The following is a 22079-nucleotide window of genomic DNA, read 5'->3' on the forward strand; positions in this document are numbered from 1 at the left end:
TCAGGACAGCTGGTAGAGTTGGCCGGCCCGGTCGAGATGGGCACGCATCGCACGGGTCGCCTCCGCGGCCGACCCTGCCGCCATGGCCGCGACGATCTGCTGATGCTCTTCCAGCGTGACATGCTCGTTACCCTTCCAGTGCAAGGCAGAGGCATGAAAGTTGGCCAGCCAATTGAGCATGGCGTGACTGACCGCGACGAAAATCGGGTTGCCGGTCATCTCGGCAATGGCGACATGGAAGGCCATGTCGGCCTTGATGAAGGCGCCGGCATCGACGTTCAACTGGGCACGCTGCGCCTCGACTAGCGCTTCGAGGCGCTCGATGTCCGCCGCCGAGGCCTTCTGCGCCGCCCGCGCGACCATACCCAGCTCGAAGAAGGCCCTCGCCTCCTTGAGTTGCTCGAGCGACTCCGGCGAGCTCGACAGCATGTGCCTGGCGGTGAGCTCGATCTGCGAGAGCAGGCCCGATGCCGTCGGCATGGTGACCGTCGGCCGCTGGCCATGATGGATGCTCACCAGGCCGACGCGCTCCAGCGACTGCATCGCCTCGCGCACTGCGGGGCGCCCCACCCCGAACATCTCCATCAACTGACGCTCCGACGGCAGGCTGTCGCCCGGGCGGTAATCGCCGTTGAGCAGCATGGCATAGAGCCGATCGAAGACCTCGTCGGCCAGCTTGCGTCGGGAGACTCTCAGGGCATCGCTCATGACATCGTCTCTGTCGGGTGGCCGGGACGCAGCTTAACCAATCGCCGCGCTCCCTGCAGCCCATGGGCCGGCACGACCAAAGTCGTGTTTGACATACTAGCATGATCATTATGTCATCATACCAGTTAGCAAGTAGAGCATTCCACGACTCTCACCCTAGGACAACGACAATGACGCGAATCGCACTGATCGGCGCCGGCGGCAAGATGGGCTTTCGGCTGTCACGCAACCTGAAGGGCTCGGCCTTCTCGGTCGACCACGTCGAGGTCAGCGAGGCAGGGCGCCGCCGACTGAGGGAGGAACTCGACATCGCCTGCGTCGATGCCGAGCAGGCCGTGTCCGGCGCCGATGCGGTGATCCTCGCGGTGCCGGACACGCTGGTCGGCAAGCTCGCCCACCAGCTCGCGCCGCTGATGGCGAGCGGCACCCTGGTCATCGCCCTGGATGCCGCCGCCCCCTTCGCCGGGCACCTTCCCGAGCGGGACGATCTCGTCTATTTCGTCACCCATCCCTGCCATCCGTCGATCTTCAACGACGAGGACGATGCCGAGGCCCGACAGGATCGCTTCGGCGGTCTGAAGGCCACGCAGCACATCGTCAGCGCCCTGATGCAGGGACCGGAAGAATGCTTCGAGCTCGGCGAACGCATCGCCCGCACCATCTACGCCCCGGTGGGACGCTCGCACCGCGTCAGCGTCGAGGAAATGGCGCTGCTCGAACCGGGACTTTCCGAGACGGTCTGCGCCACCCTGCTGGTAGTGATGCGCGAGGCCATGGATGAGGTCGTCGCCCGAGGGGTGTCGGCGCAATGCGCCCGGGACTTCCTGCTCGGCCACATGAACATCCTCGGAGCGGTGATCTTCGACGAGGTGCCCGGTGCCTTCTCGGACGCCTGCAACAAGGCGATCGAGAACGGCAAGCCGATGCTGATGCGCGATGACTGGAAGCAGGTGTTCGAGCGTGAGGCGATCGCCGAGAGCATTCGCCGTATCACCTGAGCCCGGAGCGACCTCATGAGCACACGAATCTTTGCCCACTATCTGATCGAGACGCCCTACCCGGTCGAGCAGGCGGCCGAGGTGATGGCCGGCGAGCAATCGTCGGGGACCTTCACCCGACTGGCCAGCGAGACCGACGACCTGCGCGCCAATCACGGCGCCATCGTCGAGCACATCGAGCCGCTCGAGGTCGTCGCGACGCCCTCCCTGCCGACACGCACGATGCCGGGCAGTGACATGCCGCGCTACCGGCGCGCCCACGTCACGCTGTCCTGGCCACTCGCCAACCTCGGCCCGTCACTGCCCAACCTGCTCTCCACCGTGGCCGGCAATCTCTTCGAGCTCAAGGAGTTCTCGGCCCTCAAGCTGCTCGACCTGACGCTGCCGGAGCGCTTCGCCGGGGCCTATCCGGGGCCGCAGTTCGGCATCCAGGGTACCCGTGCCCTCGCTGGTCTCGAGCGAGGGCCGCTGATCGGCACCATCATCAAGCCCAGCGTGGGGCTGTCGCCGGCCCAGACCGCCGAGGTCGTCGAGCAGCTCGTCGAAGGCGGGATCGACTTCATCAAGGATGACGAACTCCAGGCCAACGGCCCGCACAACCCGCTCAAGGCCCGGGTCGACGCGGTGATGCCGGTGATCAACGCTCACGCCGAGCGCACCGGCCGCAAGGTCATGTACGCCTTCAACATCACCGGGGACATCGACGAGATGCTCGGCCATCACGACTACGTGGCCGCGGCCGGCGGCACCTGCGCGATGGTCGCGGTCAACAGCGTGGGGCTGGCCGGCGTCACCCACCTGCGCCGCCACTGTCGGCTCGCGCTGCACGGACACCGCGCCGGCTGGGGTCTGTACAGCCGTTCGCCACACCTCGGCATGAGCTTCATCGCCTACCAGAAGCTATGGCGGCTGGCCGGCGTCGACCACATTCACGTCAACGGCCTGGGCAACAAGTTCAGCGAGGAGGACGCCAGCGTGATCGAAAGCGCGCGCACCTGCCTGACGCCGATGTTCGAGCCGCCCACCGCGGGTTGCGAGGTGATGCCGGTGTTCTCCTCGGGCCAGACGGCGCGACAGGCGGTGGACACCTACCGGGCACTCGGCAGCAGCAACCTGATCGTCTGCGCCGGCGGCGGCATCATGGCCCATCCCGGCGGCATCGCCAGCGGGGTGAGGAGCCTGCGCCAGGCCTGGGAAGCCGCCGTCCAGGGCGAGGCGCTGGCCGACTACGCCCGGGACCACCGTGAACTCGCCCAGGCCCTGGAGGCGTTCCGATGACCGCGAGCGAGACGCTGATCACCTATTACGGCGACGACCTGACCGGCTCGACCGACGTGCTGGAGGCCCTGAGCAGCCAGGGCGTGCCGACCGTGCTGTTCACGACCCGGCCCGATGCCGCTCAGCTGGCGCGCTTCGCCGACTGCCGGGCGATCGGCCTGGCCGGCACCAGCCGCAGCGAATCGCCGGCCTGGATGCGCGAGCACCTGATACCGGCGCTGGCCTGGCTGCGCGAGCGCGGCGCCGCACTCTGCCACTACAAGATCTGCTCGACCTTCGACAGCGCCCCCGACACCGGCAGCATCGGCTGCGCGCTGGAGATCGGCCGCGAGTTGTTCGACCAGTCGTGCGTGCCGCTCGTGGTCGGCGTGCCGCAGATGCGTCGTTACACCGCCTTCGGCCAGCTGTTCGCGGCCTATCGGGACGACGTCTACCGTATCGATCGACATCCGGTGATGTCGCGCCATCCGGTGACGCCGATGCGCGAGGCCGACCTGCGCCGCCATCTGACCGCACAGACGTCGCTGGACATCGGCCTGGTGGATCTGGCCACGCTGGCCGCCGACGATGTCGACGCCCGGGTCGATGCTCACCTAGGCCGGCATCAGGCGCTGCTCTATGACGTCATCGACGCGGCCACCCAGGCCAGCGTCGGGCGCCAGCTGTGGCGCACGCGACCGTCCGTTGGTGGGTATGTGGTGGGCTCCTCGGGGGTCGAATACGCCCTGCTCGGCGAATGGCGGCGCCTCGGCCTGATCGACGCCCCGCCAAGCTTCGCCGCTCCCGGCGCCGCCGAGCGCATCGCCGTGGTCTCGGGCAGCTGCTCGGCGACCACCGCCCGTCAGATCCGCTGGGCGAATGACCACGGTTTCCGGACCATCGCCGTGGACGCCACCCGGCTGGCCGATCCGGCAGACGCCGTGACCGCACGCGACGAGGCAATCCAGCAGGGTCTCGCCGCCCTGCGCACCGGCGACAGCGTGATCCTGCATACCGCGCTGGGCCCCGACACCGCCGATCCGGCCTTGAATACCGAGCAAGCCCGCCATGGCACCGGTCGACACCTGGGCGAGATCCTGCGTGAACTGGTCATTGCCGAAGGCCTGACACGTGTCGTGGTCGCCGGCGGAGATACCTCAAGCCATGCCCTGTATCAGTTGGGTATTCATGCCCTGACTACCCGCCTGCCGTTGCCGGAGAGCCCCGGTTCGCCGCTGTGCACGGCCTACAGCGATGATGCGCGCTTCGATGGCCTGGAGATCGCCTTCAAGGGCGGCCAGATCGGCAGCGACCGCTATTTCGCCACCATTCGCGATGGTAGCACTGACAGGGGTTAGTCCCGAGACGCCAGGCCGGCGTCTCGACAATTACTCCCTTACATTTTTTCCAGGATACGAATCAGCTCCGGCGCCAGGCGATCGCCATGGCCCTGGTCGTTGACCTCGCGATAGAGCGTCTCGATGGCCCCGGCAACGCTGTGCGGTGCCTTCGCATCCTCGGCCATGGCATTGTAGTAACCGATGTCCTTGAGGGTGTTGGCGAGGCTGAAGCGGAAGCCCGACGGGTCGTCGGCGGCGATGAACGGCCGCAGGCGCTCAAGCACCACGCCGCCGCCGCCGCCGTTGCCCAGCACTTCGAGGAGGACATCATCGGCGATCCCGGCGTGTCGTGATGCCGCCGTGGCCTCGGCCAGCACCGCGGTGAAGCCCAGCGACACGTAGTTGTGCAGCAGCTTGAGCTTGTGGCCCGAGCCCACCGGCCCACCGTGGGTGATGTGCTCGGCAAAGCTTTCGAGCAGCGGGCGAATGTCGCGGAACAGCTCGTCCGGCGAACCGACGATCAGGTTCAGCCGCCCTTCGGCGGCCTCCTTGGGGGTCCGTGTCATCGCCGCATCGAGGAATCGGCCACCGCCTGCGGCGACCCGCTCGGCGATGGCGATGGTGGACCGGGGAATCGCCGTGGAACAGTCGATGACGATGGTGCCATCAGCCAGCCCCTCGAGAACCCCGCCCGGCTCGAACAACACGCTTTCCACCTGGGGCGTACCGGTGACGCACAGGATCACCACCTCGGACGACCCGGCAACCTCGCGGGCGCTGCGCTTGATCACCGCCCCCTTGCCGAGCAGATCGTCGACCGGCTGGTTGCCGGGGTGATCGAGAAAGCAGAGGGAATGGCCATGGCGCAACAGGCTGGTGGCGATGCCATGGCCCATCAGTCCGATGCCCACCATGCCGACACGATAGAGTTTGTTCATGCCCGTTGCTCCTTCATGGCTGGCTGGGGTTGTGCATCGCCCGCGGTCAGCGCGTCGGCGATGGCGCCCCCCAGCGTCTCTGTGGTGCCGCTGCCCTTCAGGTCCGGCGTGATCACGCTAGGGTCGCTGCGTTCCATGACCGCTTCGATGGCGCCGACGATGGCCTTGCCGGCCTCGATCTCGCCCAGATGCTCGAGCATCATCGCCCCGCACCAGATCTGGCCGATGGGGTTGGCGATGCCCTTGCCGGCGATGTCCGGCGCGCTGCCGTGGACCGGCTCGAACAGACTGGGATAGTCCCGAGTGGGGTTGATGTTGCCGGAGGGCGCGATGCCGATGGTGCCTGTGCATGCCGGCCCCAGGTCGGAGAGGATATCGCCGAACAGGTTGCTGGCCACCACCACATCGAACCAGTCGGGATGCAGCACGAAGTTGGCGGTGAGGATATCGATATGGAACTGGTCGACGTCGACGTCGGGATAGTTCGCCTTCATCGCCGCCACGCGCTCGTTCCAGTAGGGCATCGAGATCGACAGGCCGTTGGACTTGGTCGCCGAGGTCAGCTTCTTACGGGGGCGGGTGGCCGCCAGCTCGAAGGCGTACTTGAGCACCCGGTCGACCCCGGTGCGGGTCATCAGGGTCTCCTGCAGCACCACCTCGCGGTCGGTGCCCTCGAAGACGCGACCGCCGAGGCGCGAGTACTCGCCCTCGGTGTTCTCGCGGACCACCAGGAAATCGATGTCGCCCGGTTCGCGGCCCTTGAGCGGGCTTTCGATGCCCGGCATCAACCGGCACGGGCGCAGGTTGACGTACTGGTCGAAGGCGCGCCGGAACTTGAGCAGCGAGCCCCAGGCCGAGACGTGGTCGGGCACGGTGTCCGGCCAGCCCACCGCGCCGAAGAAGATGGCGTCGAAGCGGGTCAGGGTCTCGTACCAGTCGGCCGGCAGCATGTCGCCATGCTTCATGTAGTAGGCGCAGCTGGCGAAGTCGAACGACTCGAACGCCAGCGACAGGCCGAAGCGCTTCGCCGCCGCCTCCAGGACGCGCAGTCCCTCCGGCACGACCTCGAGGCCGATGCCGTCACCCGGCAATACCGCAATCTTGTAGGTCATCGTCGTATCCTCAGTCGTGCTTGATGGCGACAGTCTTGATCTGGGTATAACTCTTCAGCCCTTCGAAGCCCTTCTCGCGGCCGTGCCCCGAGCGTCCCATGCCGCCGAACGGCAGCTCGATGCCCCCCGCGGCGCCATAGTTGTTGATGAACACCTGGCCGCTGCGAATGCGCTTGGCCAGGCGCAGCTGACGCCCGCCGTCGCGGGTCCAGACGCCGGCGCACAACCCGAAGTCAGTGGCATTGGCCAATCGCACCGCGTCGTCTTCATCCGCGAAACGCTGAACCGCCAGCACCGGGCCGAACAGTTCCTCGCGGACCACGTCGTGGTCCTCGGGAATGTCGAGGAGCATCTGCGGCACCACGAAGTGGCCGCCGGATGGCGCGCCATCGGCCAACTGCCCGGCGGCCGCGACGCGGATACCGTCGCCCCGAGCCGCGGCGAGCCGCGCCTCGAGTGTCTCGCGCTGGCGGGCGTTGATCAGCGGCCCGCAATCCGGATCCTTCTCGCCGGCATCGCAACGCAGCGCCGAGAAGCGTTCGGCCAGACGCGAGACCACCGCGTCGTAGCAGCGCGACTCGACCAGCAGCCGGCTGCCCGCCGAGCAGGTCTGCCCGGCGTTCTGGATGATGCCGCGCACCACTGCACCCAGCGCGGCGTCAAGATCGGCATCGGCGAACACCACTTGCGGCGACTTGCCGCCCAGTTCCATGGTCACCGGCACGTGATTGGCCGCCGCCGCCTGGGTAACCAGCGTGCCGGTGGCCGGCGAGCCGGTGAACGAGAGGTGATCGATCCCGCTATGCGCCGACAGCGCCGCTCCCGCCTCGCGGCCCAGGCCGGGAATCACATTGAGCACGCCGGGCGGCAGGCCGCAGCGCGTGGCGATCTGCGCCAGGCGCAGTACGCTCAGGCAGGCGTCCTCGGCGGGCTTGAGCACCACCGTGTTGCCGGCGGCTAGGGCGGCGGCCACGCAGCGCCCGAAGATCTGCGACGGATAGTTCCAGGGAATGATCTGCGCACAGACCCCGAACGGCTCGCGCAGGGTCATCACCGCGAAGTCGTTCTCGAAGGGGATCGTCTCGCCGTGGAGCTTGTCGGCCGCGCCGGCATAGAAGCGGAAGTAGCGCGCACAGACGGCGATGTCGCCCCTGGCCTGGCTGGCCGGCTTGCCGGTATCGGCACACTCCAGCGCAGCGAGTGCTTTGTCGTCGGCGTCGATGGCGGCGGCGAAGGCATAAAGCCATTCGCCGCGTTGGCGGGCCGACCAGCAGTGCCAGTCGCCCAGTTCGCCCTCGAAGGCGCGCCGCGCGGCCGTTACCGCTTCCTCGACATGCGTGGCCTCGCTGCGAGCGATCTCGGTGAGTGACTCGCCGGTGGCCGGCGCTTCCACACGCAGCGTGTGGGGTGTCGTTATCCATTCGCCGGCGATCAGAGCCGCGCGCGGTGGCATTTCGGGTAGCTCATGCATGGGTTGTTTTCCTCGCTCAGTAAAGAAGATCGACCAGGCCCAGCGAGATCCAGGGCAGATAGGTGATCGCCAGCAGGCAGGCCAGTACCACCAGCACGAAGCGCAACAGCCAGGGCAGCAACTGGTCGATTGACAGTCTGGCCACCGCACAGGCGGCGAACAGGTTGACGCCCAGCGGCGGCGTGAACATGCCCAGCGCCAGGTTGACGACAATGATCAGCCCGAAATGCACCGGATCGATGCCGTACTGCACGGCGATCGGCGTGAAGATCGGCGCCAGCACCAGAATGGCCGCCGAGGTCTCGACGAACATGCCCACCACCAGCAGCATCACGTTGACCGCGAGCAGGAACGAGATCGGGCTGTCGAAGACCCGGGTCACCCAGCCGGCGACCTGGGTCGGCAGCCCCGAGCGGCTGATCAGGAAGCTGAACAGCGCCGCCGCGGCGATGATCAGCATCACCGTCGCCGTGGAGATGACGCTCTCGCGCAGGATCGGCCACAGCGACGCCTTGTCGAGTTCGCGGAAGCCGAAGCCCACCGCCAGGGCGTAGAACACCGCGACGGCCGAAGCCTCGGTGGGGGTGAAGACGCCGCCGTAGATGCCGCCGATCACCACCACCGGCATCAACAGCGCCGCCCAGGAACGTCGCAGCGCATCGCGCAGGCTGTAGCGATCCTCGCGATCGCGAACGCCATAACCGCGCAGCTTGCAGAACAGGTACAGGAAGACCAGCAGCGAGCCGCCGACCAACAGCCCCGGGCCGATGCCGGCAATGAACAGCTTGCCGATCGAGGTATCGGTGCTGACGCCATAGAGGATCAGCGGGATCGACGGCGGGATCAGCACACCCAGCTCGGCCGACGAGGCCTGGATCGACGCCGCCAGCGGACGCGGGTAGCCATGCTTGACCATCGCCGGGATCAGTATCGCGCCGATCGCGAAGGTGGTCGCCACGCTGGAACCCGAGACCGCGGCGAACAGCATGCAGGTCACCACGCAGGTCATCGCCAGCCCGCCCTGGACACCGCCCACCAGCGACTTGGCAAGATCGACGAGGCGTTGCGAGATGCCCCCGGCGGCCATCAGGTTGCCGGCAAGGATGAAGAATGGAATCGCCATCAGCGGAAACTTGTCGATGCCGACGAACATCTGCTGCGGCACCATCAACAATGGCAATCGGGAGAAGAATTCGATGCCGATGACCGAGGCCAGCAGGATCGAGACGGCGATCGGCACGCCCAGGCCGAAGAGAATGAGCAGCGAGAGCCCGATGGTCAGGTTCATGAGTGTTTCCCCCCGCCGAGTTCGGCGTGTACCGGGTGGGCCTCCGAGGGGCGGTCGGCATCCCCGACCGCATCCGGCGTCGCGGCCTGTCGGGAGGACGCCTTGGGGGAATGCTCCTCGACCGGCGGATTTTCGGCCACGGCAGGGCCGATGGGTTCACGCCGCGTCATCTGCGCAGCGATACGGGCCAGCACCGCCAGGATCGCGAAGGCGGCGCCGGTCGGGATGGCGGCATAGGCCCAGGCGATGGAGATGTCCATGCCCGAGAGCATCTGCGAACTGACCCGGTCGGTCAGTTGGATGCCGAAATACAGCAGGATCGCCAGCACCATGACGCAGCACAGCGCGATCAGGCCTTCGAGCCACACCAGTCCCCTGGCGGGGACGAGCTTGTAGACGACCTCGACGGCCATCATGTAGCCGCCCCGGAAGCTCGCGGCGGCGGCCAGGAAGACGCACCAGATCATCGTTGAGCGCGACATGACCTCGGACCAGGTCGACGGGGCATCGAAGATGAATCGCGTCAGCACCTGATAAAAGCCCAGACTCACCGAGACGATGAGCATCAGCACGGCCGCGCCCAGCGCGACACGCGATGTTAAGCGTTCGAAGCGCAGGAACAGTTCCAGCATGGCGGTCACCTCGCGTGAGCCACCCCCGATGCCGGGGGTGGCAAAGGTTACGGATACGCTCAGCGATCGGCCAGGCACTCACTGTTGCGAATGCGGTCGAGCATCTCGCTGCCGTACTCGTCGGTGTAGATCTTGTAGGCGGGCTGAACGGCCTTGCGGAACGGTTCCTTGTCGATATCGCGGACCACCTTCATGCCGTGATCCTCGAGCTCCTTGACCCCCTCGGTCTCGAGGCGCGACACCTCGGCACGGGTCGCCTGGGTCCCGGCCTTGGCAGCCTCGCGGAACCAGCCCTTCTCCTCGTCGGAAAGCCCGTCCCAGAGTACCGGCGAGGCCAGCATCACCGCCGGGGAATAGACGTGGCCGGTCAGCGACAGGTGATCCTGCACCTCCCAGAGATTGCTGGTCAGGATCACCGAAATGGGGTTTTCCTGGCCGTCGACGGTGCCCTGCTGCAGCGCGGTAAACAGCTCCGGGAAAGCCATCGGCGTGGGATGCGCCCCCATGGCCTTGAAGGCCGCCATGTGCACCTTGTTCTCCATGGTGCGGATCTTGAGCCCGGCCACATCCTCCGGGGTCCTGATGTCGCGCTGGCTGTTGGTCATGTGGCGAAAGCCGTTCTCGGTCCAGGCCAGGCCCACCAGGTTGTTCTGGCCGATCTTGTCGAGCAGTTCCTGGCCGATCGGACCATCCAGCACGCAGCGCGCCTGCTCGTAGTCATCGAACAGGAACGGCAGATCCAGCACATAGGTCTCCGGGACGAAATTGCCCAGGGGGCCGGTCGAGGTGATGACCCCATCGATGGTGCCGATCTGCAGCCCCTCGATCATCGAGCGCTCCCCACCCAGGGCGCCGGCGGGTTGCTCGTTGACGGTAAACTTGCCGTCGCTGAGCTTTTCCAGGGTCGCCTTGAAGGCATCGACACCCTTGGAATAGTGCGAACTATCGGAGGTGGTATGGCCAATGGTGATCGTCTGAGCGACGGCATCGAGACTGAAGGCGGATAGCGCCAGTGACGTGGCACAGACCAGTGCCCCGGTGATCGAATGGCGTGCGCGAAGAACTGTCATTGTTATTTCCTCGTGTTGCGGCGTTGATGGCCCCGACAGGGCCGGGACGTGAAGGCGTCGTCACCGGGGGCCAATCCCCCCGTCAGGACGCGGAACGATCGGCGAGATAGCTCTCGACGATCTCTTGGAAGTCGGCGTCGCCGCGAAAGCCCAGGGCCTCGGCGCGACGGTTGTCGAAGCGTGCCGGCCAGCTGGCGACGATGGCCTCGATGCGTGGGTCGGGCTCGTGGCGTACCCGCGAGAGCGCCGCCTCGCCGCCCCGCTCGCGCAGCACCTCGAGCATCGCGGCGACGCTGACCGTGATGCCCGGCAGCATGAAGGCCCGATAGGGCGCCAGCGCCTCGCCGGGGAGCGTCGCGCCGTGCAGCAGCGCGTCGACGACCCGCTTCGGCGACATCACGAACAGCTCCAGGTCGGTGGGCACCGGACAGACCGCCTCTTCGCCGTTGATCGGCTCACGCAGGATGCTCGAGGCGAAGCTGGACGCCGCAGCATTGGGCCGGCCGGGACGGATGACGATGGTCGGCAGGCGCAGCACGCAGCCGTCGACCAGCCCCCGACGGCTGTAGTCGTTGATCAGCAGTTCGCACATCGCCTTCTGCGTGCCGTAGGAGCTCTGCGGCGTCAGCGCCGTCATGTCGTCGAGCACCGTCGGCAGTTCGCCACCGTAGACCGCCACCGAGCTGGCCATGATCAGCCGGGTGGCCGACAGTCCGGCGCGCCGGCAGCCTTCCAGCAGGGCTCGAGTGGCCTCGAAGTTGACCCGCATCCCCAGATCGAGGTCCGCCTCGGCAGCTGAACTGACCACCGCGGCCAGGTGATAGATCACCGCCGGCGCCTCGCCGAGCACGTCGTCTAGCGCACCGGGTTGCGAGATATCCAGGGCCCGACACTCGACCGTCACACCCTCGTGGGCCGGCGGGGTCGGTTCGACCTGGTCGACGAGCGTCAGACGCGTCAGGGGCCAGCCATTCAGGCTCCCCTGCTCGAGCAGGGCCGCGCTCAGGCGTTGGCCCAGGAAGCCGGCGGCGCCGGTGATCAGAACGTGCATCGTGCTACCTCGATTCCTCGTGTTGTCGTTGTCGTGACCTCAGTCGCCGCGCGGGGCGCCAGGGGTCAGGCCGTAGGCCGCACCCCAGCCCAGCCCGGCACGGGTCTCGCCCGCCGGGCGGTACTCGCAGCCGATCCAGCCGTCGTAGCCCAGCGCCTCGAGCCGTTCGAACAGGGCCGGATAGTGGATCTCGCCGACATCCGGCTCGTGGCGACCGGGCACCCCGGCGACCTGCACGTGGCCGATCCGCGGAAACTGGGTCTCCAGCGCAGCGGTCAGGTTTCCCTCGCTCATCTGGCAGTGATAGAGATCGAACTGGACGCGCAGGTTATCGGCGCCGACCGCTTCGAGAATCTCCCGGGCCTGGGCCTGACGGTTCAGGAAGAAGCCCGGCATGTCGTGCTCGTTGATCGGTTCGATGAGCAGGGTGCGCCCCGCCTTGGCCAGTTCGGCGGCGGCATGGCGCAGATTGGCGATATACGTCTCGTGGTGGGCCGCGCGGGTCGCCGCGTCGGCGTCCGCCGGCACCACCCCGGCCATGGCGTGCAGGCGCGGGCAGTCCAGCGCCTCGGCGTAGCGCAGCGCCTCGTGCACGCTGTCGCGGAACTCCGCCTCGCGCCCGGGCAGGCTGGCCAGGCCGCGCTCGCCCGTGTCCCAGTCGCCCGGCGGTAGGTTGAAGAGCACCTGCGTCAGGCCGTTGTCGTCGAGCGCCCGGCGCAGTTCCCGCGGCTCGAAGGCATAGGGAAAGAGGTACTCGACGCCGCAAAAGCCGGCCTCGGCGGCTGCCGCGAAGCGATCGAGAAAGTCCCGCTCGGTGAACAGCATGCTGAGGTTGGCGGCAAGGCGAAGCATGGTGGTTCCTCGTGGCTCTCGTTGTTCTCGTGGCTCTCGTATCCAGGCTCGGCCGGCTCAGTCCCGGGAAAAGCGCGCCTTGAGCGCGGTGACCTGCTCCGGGGTCAGCGCACGGGGATTGTGCCCGCGCAGCAGCAGGTAGAGCCTGGCGGTTTCCTCGAGCTCTTCGGTGGCGTACACCGCCGCTTCCAGCGACTTGCCCGCCACCACCGGGCCGTGATTGGCCAGCAGCACCGCGCTGTGGCGCCCAGCCAGGCCCTTCACCGCGTCGCCCAGCGCGGCGTCGCCGGGCATGTGATAGGGCACCAGCGGCAGCCGGCCGACGCGCATCACGTAGTAGGCGGTCAGCGGCGGGATACAGTCGTGCTGGTCGATGTCGGGCAGGCAGGACACCGCCACCGAATGAGTGGAGTGCAGGTGAACGATCGCCTCGGACTGCGGCCGCTCGGCGTACATCGCCATGTGCAGGAAGCTTTCCTTGGTCGGCTTGTCGCCGTCGAGACAGCGGCCCTCGCTATCCAGCCGCGAGAGCCGCGCCGGATCGAGCCGGCCGAGGCAGGCGTTGGTGGGTGTCATCAGCCAGCCGCCGTCGGCCGTGCGCACGCTGATGTTGCCGCTCGCGCCCATGGTCAGGCCGCGATCGAACAGCGACTGACCCAGTGTGGTGATCTGCTCGCGCAGACGGTTTTCGTCGTGTCGTCTCATGGCAGCACCTCGAAGGCTCGCGTGAAGAAGTCGTTGGCCCCGAAGTTGCCGGACTTGAGCGCCACGGAGAGCGGCGCCTGGCGCCCGGCGACGCACGTCTGCATCCAGGGCACGCCGGAGTCGATCTGCTCGCCGATACGCAGCGTCTCCACGCCCAGCGCCGAAATCACCGCCCCGGCGCTCTCGCCGCCGGCGACGACCAGCCGCCCCACGCCGTCGGCGACCAGCCGCCGCGCCAGGTCGGCCAGCGCCCGTTCGACCAGCTCACCGGCCCGGGCCGCGCCGAGCCGCTGCTGGGCGGCGCTGACCTGTTCTGGCGCCGCCGAGGCGGCGATCATCACGGGCCGGGTGTCACTCAGGCGCCGCCGGGCGAAGTCCCATGCCGCCTCGAGGGTCTCCTCGCCCTCGGCCAGGGCCAGAGGATCGAGTTCGAAAATCTCGTGGTCGCGTCGAAAATGCGCGATCTGGGCCAGCGTCGCCCGCGAGCAGCTGCCCGCGAGCACCAGCGCCGCGCCCTCGGCGGGCGCGAGGCGCCCGGCATCGTCGATCGGCGCCAGCCAGCCGCGCCGGCGGTAGGCCTCGGGCAGGGTCTGGCCCAGTCCCGAGCCGCCGGTCACCAGGGCATGATCGGCACACGCCTCGGCCAGCACGTCCAGGTCGTGCTCGTCGAGGGTGTCGCAGATCACGTGGCGCACGCCCTCGTCCGCCAATCCGGCCAGATGTTCACTGGCCGCCACCGCACCGCAGGCGAGCGTGGCGTGCGAGAGCAACCCCACGCGGTGAGGCGTCTGCCGGCCCAGCACGCGGACCAGGTCGGCGTCGGCCATGGGGTTGAGCGGGTGATGCTGCATGCCGCTGTCGTTGAGCAGACGGTCGCCGACGAACAGATGGCCCTGGTAGACCGTGCGGCCGTTGACGGGAAACGCCGGCACCATGACCGTCTGCGCCGCACCGAGACGCTCGATCAGCGCATCGGCGACCGGGCCGATGTTGCCGGCCGGCGTCGAATCGAACGTCGAGCAGTACTTGAAGAAGATCTGCCGCGCGCCCAGGCCACGCAGCCAGTCGAGCGCCGTCAGGGAGGCCGCGACGGCTTCGTCCGCCGGGCAACTACGGGACTTCAAGGCCACCACCACGGCATCGACGTCGACGACTTCGAACGAGGCATCCGGCACGCCGATGGTCTGCACGCAGCGCATGCCGGCCCGGACCAGGTTGTTGGCCAGGTCGCTGGCCCCGGTGAAGTCGTCGGCGATCGCGCCCAGCACCACGCTCATGACGGCGCCTCCGCGTCATTGGCGGCCTTCGGCAGATCGAGCCCCGCGAGACGCTGGTAGACCTTGATCACCGCCGCATCGTCTTCACGACCGTAGCCAGCGCCGCTGGCGGCGGTGAACTGCTGCAGGGCACTGGCGGCCAGCGGCGTGGGGAACGTCAACTCGCGCCCCGCCTGGTGCACCAGGTTGAGATCCTTGACGAAAATGTCCACGGCGGAGCGCGGCGCGTAGTCGCCCGCGAGGATGTGCGGCACGCGATTCTCGAACATCCAGGAGTTGCCCGCCGAACGGGTGATCACGCCGTAGAGCGCCTGGGGATCGATGCCCATGCGGATGCCCAGCGCCATGGCCTCGGCGGCGGCGGCGATGTGCACGCCGGCCAGCAGCTGGTTGATCAGCTTGACCCGCGAGCCCATGCCCATGGCGTCGCCGAGGCGATGCACCGTCTCGGCCATGGCGTCCAGTACCGGCGCGGCGCGCTCGAAGGCAGCAGCGCTGCCCGAGGCCATCACCGACAGCCGGCCCTGGCGCGACTTGGTGGCCCCGCCGCTGATCGGCGCGTCGAGCACCAACAGGCCCGCTTCGGCCAGTCGGGCACCCAGGGATTCGGCATAGCTCGGCGCCACTGTGGCGCACTGGATCACCAGGCCCACGCGGCCCGGCACGGCCATCAGCCCCGCTTCGCCGAACAGCACGGCCTCGACCTGCTCGGCATTGATCACCACCAGCAGTACGATCTCACAGCGCTCGGCCAGTTCGGCCGGCGTGGCGACGCAGATGCCCCCGCTGTCTTCGAAGGTCCGGCGCGCGTTAGCATCGATATCACAGCCGATCACCGAGAAACCGGAGTCGAGTAGCGTGACCGCGATGCCCAATCCCATGGCCCCCAGGCCGACCACACCCACCGGTGCCGAATTCGTACACTGCTGCATCCTTCGTGGTCCTCCCAGGGGTCGTCGAACGCAATGAATGACCAATGTTAGCGCTAACATTTTTTCTAGATTAGACTGGACCAGCGCGCAAGCGCTTTGACCCCGGGAGACGACTAATGTCTAACCAATCCTCGTCGGACAGACGTCGACGCCGCGGTACCGACAAGCCGACGCTGGCCGATGTCGCCCGCGAGGCCGGCGTGTCCTCGATCACGGTTTCGCGGGTGGTCAATGCCCCCGACTCGGTGCGTGAGTCGACCCGCAAACGGGTCGAAGACGCCATCGAGCGGGTCGGCTATGTGCGCAACATGCTCGCCGGGAGCCTGGCTTCCGCGGATTCACGCTTCATTGCCGTCATTGTTCCCTCGCTGTCCAATATCGTCTTCAACGAGGTGATCTATGGCCTGCAGACCACCTTCGAGAAACACGGCTACCAGATCCTGCTGGGCAACACCGACTACAGTATGCAGCGGGAATACGAGCTGGTGAGAACCTTCATGGGCTGGTCCTCCTCGGCTCTGGTGACGACTGGGCTTCGCCATACGCCGCCCTGTCTCGAGCTGCTCAAGGGCTACCGGAAACCCGTAATGGAGATCATGGAACTCGGACAGGGAGTCGACCTCAACGTTGGCCTTTCGCACTACGATGCCGGCCGTTGCATGGCGCAGCATCTCCTGGACAGAGGCAACCGACACATCATCTATGCCGGCACCCAAATGCAAGGAAACTATCGTGCCAGACTGCGTTTCGAGGGTCAGCGAGAATTGCTCGAACGGCAGGGTCTACCGGCGCTTATGGTGGAGTGGGATCAGCCGAGTTCCCTTGAGCTCGGTCGGGAGGCCTTGCACCACGTCATGCAGGCTCATCCGGACATACAAGCGATCCAGTTCGCCGATGACATGATGGCGTCCGGCGCCATTCTCCATGCCACACGCACAGGAATTCGGGTGCCCGACGATATCGCCATCTGCGGCTTTTCCGGCCTGCCCATTGGCCAGCATATCTCCCCCATCCTGACCACGATATTTTCACCACGTGAGGAAATGGGTGTCATCGCCGCCCGTAACATCATCGACCGGATAGAAGGCAAGAACCCGGTCGCGGTCACGCATGACGTGGGTTTCTCCCTGTCTATCGGTGAGAGCACCTGAGTCACCCACCCCGCGCCGCCAGCAGTGCCTCGGCGATCTCCTCCACCCCGCGGCCGTGCGAACCGCGGGTGATCCAGGCCGGTTTCCAGCCCATGCGTTCGCGGTAGGGAGACAGGTTGGCCACACCCACGGTATGGCGAAAGGTGGCGAACATCGGGGCGTCGTTGGGGGCGTCGCCGACGACCATCACCTGGTGCTCGAGCTGCATCCGGGTCAGTGAGAAGGTATCGCCGAGCAGGCGCAGCGCCATGCCCGCCTTGTCGAAGTCGCCCTGCCAGGCATTGATGTGGATCGAGCTGGCCCTGGCGCGCACGCCGGTGGCCTGGAAACCGTCGATGATCGCCTCGATCTGATAATGGTCGAGCGGGCCGACGGCCTGGGCGTGGTCGATCGCCACGTCACACAGCCGGTAGTCCTGATCCTGGGCCAGCGCGACTTCAGGATGGCTGAGCAGCAGTTGCCGGGCCACGCCGAGCACATGACGCTGGCGGGACCGCATGCGCACCGGGTTGTCCCACCAGGCGGTGATCAGCCGGCCCCCCTGGCGCCGGAAGCTGAAGGCGCCGTTCTCGCCGATCACCGCCGCCACCGGCCAGGCGCGGGCGATATGGTCGCACCAGCCGGCACAGCCGCCTGTCACCGGAATCACCGAGATCCCGGCCTCGGCGAGCCGCTCCAGCGCCGCCAGCGTTCCCGCGTGCAGGCGGCCGTCCTCGGTGAGGGTGTCGTCGATATCGGTGAGCAGATAGCGAATGCCGCCGAGAACCTCGGGCGGGCAATCGCCGAAGGGCCTCAGAGGCATGGCAGGCGTATAGGTCATGTCGGAACTCGCCTCGTCGGCAGGGTGGATTCCGGCGCCGGTATGGCCGCCGGGCGCGTGGTCGATCCGTTCAGGATACGATGTCAACGGCGCATCGGCGCTCGGCCAGCCGTTGCCCCTCGGCGTCGAACAGGTGCAACCGCTCGCCGGTCAGGACAAGGCGCAAGGTCTGCCCCTCGGCGACGGCATGCTCGCCATCCAGGCGCGCCACGACGGGCTCGTCGAGCCCCGCCAGGCGGGTGTAGGCCAGGGTGTCGGCGCCCAGCGGCTCGATCAGCTCGACCCGGGTGTCGAGCGCCACGGCCGACGCCGGCATCGCCGCCCCGTCGGGCAGCGTCGTCAGATGCTCGGGACGGACGCCCAGCGTCAGCTCGGCGCCGTCGTCCAGCCCGGTGGCCAGGTCGAGCTCGCCGCCGTCGGGCAGCTCCAGGCGCTCGCCGCGGACCGTCACCGGCAGGAAGTTCATCGCCGGCGAGCCGATGAAGCCGGCGACGAAGCGGGTCGCCGGGCGGTCGTACAGCGCCATCGGCGTGCCGCACTGCTCGACACGCCCAGCGTTCATCACCACCAGCCGGTCGGCCAGGGTCATCGCCTCGGTCTGATCGTGGGTCACGTAGACCGCGGTGACCCCGAGGCGCTTCTGCAGGCGCCGGATCTCCAGGCGCATCTGCACGCGCAGCTTGGCGTCGAGGTTGGACAGCGGCTCGTCGAAGAGGAACACCTGCGGCTCGCGGACGATCGCCCGGCCCATCGCCACGCGCTGGCGCTGGCCGCCCGACAGCTGGCGCGGGCGGCGGTCGAGCAAGGCCCCCAGGTCGAGCAGCTCGGCGGTGGCATTGACCCGGCGACGAATGTCCGCCTTGGCCACGCCACGGTTCTTGAGGCCGTAGGCCATGTTGTCGTACACGCTCATGTGCGGGTAGAGCGCGTAGTTCTGGAAGACCATGGCGATGTCGCGCTCGGCGGGTTCCAGGTCGTTGACGCGTCGCGCGTTGATGGCCAGCTCGCCGGCGGTGATCGATTCCAGCCCGGCCAGGGTGCGCAGCAGGGTCGACTTGCCGCAGCCCGAGGGGCCGACGATCACCACCAGTTCGCCGTCCTCGACGGCCAGGTCGATCCCGTGCAGGGCGGTGAAGCCGTTGGGATAGCGTTTCTCGAGGGCGCTCAATTGCAAGGTAGCCATAGCGTTTCCCGTTGAATCGGTCGTCACTTCTCGCTGTCGACCAGGCCTTTGACGAAGTAGCGCTGCATCAGCAGGATCACCAGCACCGGCGGCCCCATGGCCAGCATCGCGGTGGCCGTGACGTCCTGCCAGGGCACCGGCGAGTCACCGGTGGTCAGCAGGCGCTTGAGGCTCACCACCACGGTCATGTAATCGGCGTCGGTGGTGACCAGCAGCGGCCACAGATACTGGTTCCAGCCGTAGAGGAACATGATCACGAACAGCGCGGCGATGTTGGTCTTCGACAGCGGCAGCAGAATGTCGCGCAGAAAGCGCCAGGGACCGGCACCATCGATGCGCGCGGCCTCGACCAGTTCCGGCGGGATGGTCAGGTAGAACTGCCGCAGCAGGAAGGTCGCCGTGGCGCTGGCGATCAGCGGCAGGATCAGCCCGGGGTAGCTGTCGAGCAGGTGCAGGTCGGCGGCCACCTGGTAGGTGGGCACGATTCGCACCTCCACCGGCAGCATCAGGGTGATGAAGATCAGCCAGAAGCACAGCCGGCGCAGCGGAAAGCGGAAGAACACGATGGCGTAGGCGGCCAGCAGCGAGATGGCGATCTTGCCCACGGCGATGCCCAGCGCCATCACCAGCGAATTGACGAGCAGCTTCAGCACGTTGGTGCCCAGGCTGTTCACCGGGTCCTCGATCAACCGCGCGTAGTTGGCCAGCCCGGTGTCGCCCACCCACAGCGGCGCGACGTGGCCGGAGAGCTCGCTCATGGAGTGCGTGCTGGCGGCGAAGGCCAGCCACACCGGCAGGAAGAACAGGCCGCAGCCCACGGCCAGCAACAGATGGCTGGCGATATCCAGCCCGGGACGTTGGTAGCGCATCAGTACTGGACTCGACGTTCGACGAAACGGAACTGGATCAGCGTCAGCAGACCCACGAGGATCATCAGCAGCACCGACTGGGCGGCGCTGGACCCCAGATCCTGGCCGATGAAACCATCCTCGTAGACCTTGTAGACCAGCGTGGTGGTCGCGCCGGCCGGCCCGCCGCCGGTCACGGTGTCGATGGTGGCGAAGGTCTCGAAGCAGGCGTAGACGCCGTTCATCACCAGCAGAAAGAAGCTGGTCGGCGACAGCAGCGGAAAGGTCACCGTCCAGAAGCGCCGCCAGGGGCCGGCGCCGTCGATGGCGGCGGCTTCCAGCAGACTCCGGGGAATGGTCTGCAGCCCGGCCAGGAAGAACACGAAGTTGTAGCTCATCTGCTTCCACACCGAGGCCAGGATCACTAGCAGCAGTGCCTGATCGCCGTCGAGGTTGTGGTTCCAGTCGATGCCCAGTGACTCGAGGCCGGCACTCACCAGTCCCAGGGTGGGGTCGAAGAGAAACATCCACAGTACCCCGGCCACCGCCGGCGCCACGGCGTAGGGCCAGATCAGCAGCGTCTTGTAGGCGTTGGCCCCCTTGATGACGCGATCGGCCTGCACCGCCAGCAGCAGGGCGATGGCCATGGCGCCCAGCGCCACCGACAGCGAGAAGACCACGGTGGTGCCCAGCGCCTGATAGTAGTCGGGCTCGTGCAGCACGGCCGCGAAGTTGGCCAGCCCGGCGAACTGCCGCGACAGGCCGAAGGCGTCCTCGACGTAGAAGGCCTGTTCGACCGCCTGCAGCGACGGCCAGAAGAAGAACACCCCGACGATGATCAACTGCGGCGCCATCAGTAGCCAGGGCGTGACACGATAGCGTTGGAAGTGAGTCATTCAGGATCTCCGCCACGCATCTCGACCCGCCACCGGCTGACGGTGACGGGCCGAACCTGCCGGGCAATTAGCTATTGGCGCGCTGGAACTTGGCCAGTAGCGCATTGCCCTTCTCGGCGGCCTCGTCGAGCCCCGCCTGGACACTGACGTTGCCGGCGAAGATCTTCTCCAGGGCCTCGTTGATCACGTCGCGGATCTGCACCATGTTGCCCAGCCGCAGCCCCTTGGAGTTCTCGGTGGGCGCGGAGCCGGTCATCTGTTCGATCGCCACGTCGGTACCGGGGTTCTCGTCGTAGAAGCCCTGCTCGCGGGTCAACTCGGCGGCCGCGGTGGTGATCGGCAGGTACCCGGTGAACTGGTGCCAGTCGGCCTGCACCTCGGGCGAGGAGAGATACTCGAAGAACTCGGCGATGCCCTTCTTCTGGGCCTCGCTGGCGCCGTTGAGCACCCACAGCGAGGCGCCGCCGATGATGGTGTTGTTGGGGGTGTCGGTCACGTCGGCGTCGTAGGGCAGCGGCGCGACACCGAAATCGAAATCGGCGTTGTCACGCACCCCGGCGTAGGAGGCCGACGAGCCCATCATCATCGCGCACTCACCGGAATAGAACTTGGGCGCCGCCTCGTCCTTGCGGCCCCCGTAGACGAAGCGACCGTCCTGCTGCCACTGCGCGAGACGCTGGATATGATCGACCACCGCCGTCTCGTTGAACTGCAGACGGGCATCCAGCCCCCCGAAGCCGTTGGCCTCGCTGGCGAAGGGGATGTCGTTGCGCGCCGAGTAGTTCTCGAGCATCACCCAGGAGGGCCAGGTGGTGGTCAAACCGCACTCCGCGGCACCGGAATCCACCACTTTCTCCAGCGCCTCGCCGAGCCCCTGCCAGGTCCTGGGCACCTCGTCGACGCCGGCCTGCTCCAGGATGTCGCGATTGACGTAGGTCACCGGCGTGGAGGAGTTGAACGGCAGCGAGAGCATCTTGCCGTCGGTGGTGGTGTAGTAGCCGGTGACCGCGGGCAGGTAGGCGGACGGATCGAAGTCGGCGGACTCGTCGGCCATCAGTTGATAGACCGGCACGATGGCACCCTTGGCGTGCATCATGGTCGCCGTGCCGACCTCGTAGATCTGGACGATCTGCGGTGCCTTGCCGGCACGGAAGGCGGCGATCGCCGAGGTCATGGTTTCGGTGTAATTGCCCTTGAACACCGGCTTGACGACGTAGTCGTCCTGGCTGGCGTTGAAGTCGGCGGCGATCTCGTCGACCTTCTTGCCCAGGCCCCCGCCCATGGCGTGCCACCATTCGATCTGGGTGGCGGCCCGGGCCGAACCGGCGGACAGCAGGGCCGCGGCGCCGATACTCAGCAAGGCGGCCGAGGGCCAGCAGCGTGACGCGACAGACGAAAGCGGCGAACGAGACATGCAAGGCTCCTTTGCGAGACGAAGTCGTCGATGGTTCGAACGGTCGACCCCGCTGACCGCTCGAAACGCGCAGAAGACTCTAGGCCGAAAATCTTTCAGGAAGGTGACGATTCGGTGTTCGTTCGGCTCGGACCGA

Annotated in this window: 21 protein-coding genes; 4 read left to right on the forward strand and 17 right to left on the reverse strand. The window is 67.2% G+C overall.

Features of this window, described 5'->3' with window-relative positions; all coding sequences use genetic code 11:
* Positions 1-708, reverse strand: a complete 708-nt coding sequence (nanR, locus tag KGR00_RS11550; RefSeq protein WP_224418565.1) for a transcriptional regulator NanR — start codon at positions 706-708, stop codon at positions 1-3.
* A 170-nt stretch (positions 709-878) separates the two neighbouring features.
* Here nanR and KGR00_RS11555 point away from each other — a divergent pair, with 170 nt between their 5' ends.
* From KGR00_RS11555 to KGR00_RS11565, 3 genes are read left to right on the forward strand one after another with little or no spacing between them, the layout of a single operon-like run.
* Entirely contained in the window at positions 879-1706 is an 828-nt protein-coding gene (locus KGR00_RS11555; RefSeq protein ID WP_224418564.1) for a phosphogluconate dehydrogenase C-terminal domain-containing protein, read from the forward strand.
* Between the two features lie 15 nt (positions 1707-1721).
* Positions 1722-2984, forward strand: a complete 1263-nt coding sequence (locus KGR00_RS11560; protein ID WP_224418563.1) for a ribulose-bisphosphate carboxylase large subunit family protein — start codon at positions 1722-1724, stop codon at positions 2982-2984.
* Positions 2981-4321 (forward strand): four-carbon acid sugar kinase family protein, encoded by a 1341-nt coding sequence (locus tag KGR00_RS11565; RefSeq protein ID WP_224418562.1) that lies wholly within the window; start codon positions 2981-2983, stop codon positions 4319-4321. Before KGR00_RS11560 ends, KGR00_RS11565 begins: the two co-directional genes overlap by 4 nt.
* 38 nt (positions 4322-4359) lie before the next feature.
* Here the strand turns inward: KGR00_RS11565 and KGR00_RS11570 are convergent, their stop codons facing one another.
* The 11 genes from KGR00_RS11570 to ltnD all read right to left on the reverse strand — a co-directional run bounded on the left by KGR00_RS11570 (position 4360) and on the right by ltnD (position 15631).
* Positions 4360-5241 (reverse strand): NAD(P)-dependent oxidoreductase, encoded by an 882-nt coding sequence (locus KGR00_RS11570; RefSeq protein ID WP_224418561.1) that lies wholly within the window; start codon positions 5239-5241, stop codon positions 4360-4362.
* Entirely contained in the window at positions 5238-6353 is a 1116-nt protein-coding gene (locus KGR00_RS11575) for a tartrate dehydrogenase (protein WP_224418560.1), read from the reverse strand. The genes KGR00_RS11570 and KGR00_RS11575 overlap by 4 nt, the downstream gene beginning before the upstream one ends.
* A gap of 10 nt (positions 6354-6363) precedes the next feature.
* Positions 6364-7824, reverse strand: a complete 1461-nt coding sequence (locus tag KGR00_RS11580; protein WP_224418559.1) for an aldehyde dehydrogenase family protein — start codon at positions 7822-7824, stop codon at positions 6364-6366.
* Between the two features lie 16 nt (positions 7825-7840).
* Positions 7841-9112, reverse strand: a complete 1272-nt coding sequence (locus tag KGR00_RS11585) for a TRAP transporter large permease (RefSeq protein ID WP_224418558.1) — start codon at positions 9110-9112, stop codon at positions 7841-7843.
* On the reverse strand, positions 9109-9744 hold the full coding sequence (locus tag KGR00_RS11590) for a TRAP transporter small permease (protein ID WP_224418557.1): 636 nt from the start codon (positions 9742-9744) through the stop codon (positions 9109-9111). The genes KGR00_RS11585 and KGR00_RS11590 overlap by 4 nt, the downstream gene beginning before the upstream one ends.
* 59 nt (positions 9745-9803) lie before the next feature.
* Positions 9804-10814 (reverse strand): TRAP transporter substrate-binding protein, encoded by a 1011-nt coding sequence (locus tag KGR00_RS11595; protein ID WP_224418556.1) that lies wholly within the window; start codon positions 10812-10814, stop codon positions 9804-9806.
* Positions 10815-10896: 82 nt separating this feature from the next.
* A complete protein-coding gene (gene denD, locus KGR00_RS11600; RefSeq protein ID WP_224418555.1) occupies positions 10897-11865 on the reverse strand; it encodes a D-erythronate dehydrogenase in 969 nt (322 codons plus the stop codon).
* 39 nt (positions 11866-11904) lie between these two features.
* Positions 11905-12717, reverse strand: a complete 813-nt coding sequence (otnI, locus tag KGR00_RS11605; protein WP_224418554.1) for a 2-oxo-tetronate isomerase — start codon at positions 12715-12717, stop codon at positions 11905-11907.
* 57 nt (positions 12718-12774) lie between these two features.
* Positions 12775-13422 carry a 3-oxo-tetronate 4-phosphate decarboxylase gene (otnC, locus tag KGR00_RS11610; RefSeq protein ID WP_224418553.1) on the reverse strand — a complete coding sequence of 216 codons (648 nt, stop codon included), beginning with the start codon at positions 13420-13422 and terminating at the stop codon, positions 12775-12777.
* Positions 13419-14699 carry a 3-oxo-tetronate kinase gene (gene otnK, locus KGR00_RS11615; RefSeq protein WP_224418552.1) on the reverse strand — a complete coding sequence of 427 codons (1281 nt, stop codon included), beginning with the start codon at positions 14697-14699 and terminating at the stop codon, positions 13419-13421. Before otnK ends, otnC begins: the two co-directional genes overlap by 4 nt.
* On the reverse strand, positions 14696-15631 hold the full coding sequence (gene ltnD / locus KGR00_RS11620; RefSeq protein ID WP_224418551.1) for an L-threonate dehydrogenase: 936 nt from the start codon (positions 15629-15631) through the stop codon (positions 14696-14698). Before ltnD ends, otnK begins: the two co-directional genes overlap by 4 nt.
* 116 nt (positions 15632-15747) lie before the next feature.
* Here ltnD and KGR00_RS11625 point away from each other — a divergent pair, with 116 nt between their 5' ends.
* Positions 15748-16782, forward strand: coding sequence for a LacI family DNA-binding transcriptional regulator (locus KGR00_RS11625; protein WP_224418550.1), 1035 nt, complete (start codon positions 15748-15750; stop codon positions 16780-16782).
* A gap of 1 nt (position 16783) precedes the next feature.
* Here the strand turns inward: KGR00_RS11625 and KGR00_RS11630 are convergent, their stop codons facing one another.
* The 5 genes from KGR00_RS11630 to ugpB form a co-directional block, all read right to left on the reverse strand.
* Positions 16784-17602: an HAD-IIB family hydrolase gene (locus tag KGR00_RS11630; RefSeq protein ID WP_224418549.1), complete on the reverse strand. Its 819-nt coding sequence runs from the start codon at positions 17600-17602 to the stop codon at positions 16784-16786.
* 70 nt (positions 17603-17672) lie between these two features.
* Positions 17673-18785 (reverse strand): sn-glycerol-3-phosphate import ATP-binding protein UgpC, encoded by a 1113-nt coding sequence (locus KGR00_RS11635; RefSeq protein ID WP_224418548.1) that lies wholly within the window; start codon positions 18783-18785, stop codon positions 17673-17675.
* 23 nt (positions 18786-18808) lie between these two features.
* Entirely contained in the window at positions 18809-19654 is an 846-nt protein-coding gene (ugpE, locus tag KGR00_RS11640) for a sn-glycerol-3-phosphate ABC transporter permease UgpE (protein WP_224418547.1), read from the reverse strand.
* Positions 19654-20529, reverse strand: a complete 876-nt coding sequence (gene ugpA, locus KGR00_RS11645) for a sn-glycerol-3-phosphate ABC transporter permease UgpA (protein ID WP_129142000.1) — start codon at positions 20527-20529, stop codon at positions 19654-19656. The genes ugpE and ugpA overlap by 1 nt, the downstream gene beginning before the upstream one ends.
* A gap of 67 nt (positions 20530-20596) precedes the next feature.
* Positions 20597-21943, reverse strand: a complete 1347-nt coding sequence (ugpB, locus tag KGR00_RS11650; RefSeq protein WP_224418546.1) for a sn-glycerol-3-phosphate ABC transporter substrate-binding protein UgpB — start codon at positions 21941-21943, stop codon at positions 20597-20599.
* Between the last annotated feature and the right edge of the window lie 136 nt (positions 21944-22079).

The organism is Modicisalibacter sp. MOD 31.J (assembly GCF_020147985.1).
Classification (GTDB): Bacteria; Pseudomonadota; Gammaproteobacteria; order Pseudomonadales; family Halomonadaceae; genus Modicisalibacter; species Modicisalibacter coralii.

Coding starts and splice junctions, on each gene's coding strand:
- otnC (WP_224418553.1), bottom strand. CDS start 13,422: ATGAGACGACACGACGAAAACCGTCTGCGCGAGCAGATCACCACACTG.
- ugpE (WP_224418547.1), bottom strand. CDS start 19,654: ATGCGCTACCAACGTCCCGGGCTGGATATCGCCAGCCATCTGTTGCTG.
- KGR00_RS11590 (WP_224418557.1), bottom strand. CDS start 9,744: ATGCTGGAACTGTTCCTGCGCTTCGAACGCTTAACATCGCGTGTCGCG.
- ltnD (WP_224418551.1), bottom strand. CDS start 15,631: ATGCAGCAGTGTACGAATTCGGCACCGGTGGGTGTGGTCGGCCTGGGG.
- KGR00_RS11560 (WP_224418563.1), top strand. CDS start 1,722: ATGAGCACACGAATCTTTGCCCACTATCTGATCGAGACGCCCTACCCG.
- denD (WP_224418555.1), bottom strand. CDS start 11,865: ATGCACGTTCTGATCACCGGCGCCGCCGGCTTCCTGGGCCAACGCCTG.
- KGR00_RS11635 (WP_224418548.1), bottom strand. CDS start 18,785: ATGGCTACCTTGCAATTGAGCGCCCTCGAGAAACGCTATCCCAACGGC.
- KGR00_RS11630 (WP_224418549.1), bottom strand. CDS start 17,602: ATGACCTATACGCCTGCCATGCCTCTGAGGCCCTTCGGCGATTGCCCG.
- KGR00_RS11570 (WP_224418561.1), bottom strand. CDS start 5,241: ATGAACAAACTCTATCGTGTCGGCATGGTGGGCATCGGACTGATGGGC.
- nanR (WP_224418565.1), bottom strand. CDS start 708: ATGAGCGATGCCCTGAGAGTCTCCCGACGCAAGCTGGCCGACGAGGTC.
- KGR00_RS11580 (WP_224418559.1), bottom strand. CDS start 7,824: ATGCATGAGCTACCCGAAATGCCACCGCGCGCGGCTCTGATCGCCGGC.
- KGR00_RS11585 (WP_224418558.1), bottom strand. CDS start 9,112: ATGAACCTGACCATCGGGCTCTCGCTGCTCATTCTCTTCGGCCTGGGC.
- KGR00_RS11595 (WP_224418556.1), bottom strand. CDS start 10,814: ATGACAGTTCTTCGCGCACGCCATTCGATCACCGGGGCACTGGTCTGT.
- otnK (WP_224418552.1), bottom strand. CDS start 14,699: ATGAGCGTGGTGCTGGGCGCGATCGCCGACGACTTCACCGGGGCCAGC.
- KGR00_RS11575 (WP_224418560.1), bottom strand. CDS start 6,353: ATGACCTACAAGATTGCGGTATTGCCGGGTGACGGCATCGGCCTCGAG.
- KGR00_RS11625 (WP_224418550.1), top strand. CDS start 15,748: ATGTCTAACCAATCCTCGTCGGACAGACGTCGACGCCGCGGTACCGAC.
- otnI (WP_224418554.1), bottom strand. CDS start 12,717: ATGCTTCGCCTTGCCGCCAACCTCAGCATGCTGTTCACCGAGCGGGAC.
- ugpB (WP_224418546.1), bottom strand. CDS start 21,943: ATGTCTCGTTCGCCGCTTTCGTCTGTCGCGTCACGCTGCTGGCCCTCG.
- ugpA (WP_129142000.1), bottom strand. CDS start 20,529: ATGACTCACTTCCAACGCTATCGTGTCACGCCCTGGCTACTGATGGCG.
- KGR00_RS11565 (WP_224418562.1), top strand. CDS start 2,981: ATGACCGCGAGCGAGACGCTGATCACCTATTACGGCGACGACCTGACC.
- KGR00_RS11555 (WP_224418564.1), top strand. CDS start 879: ATGACGCGAATCGCACTGATCGGCGCCGGCGGCAAGATGGGCTTTCGG.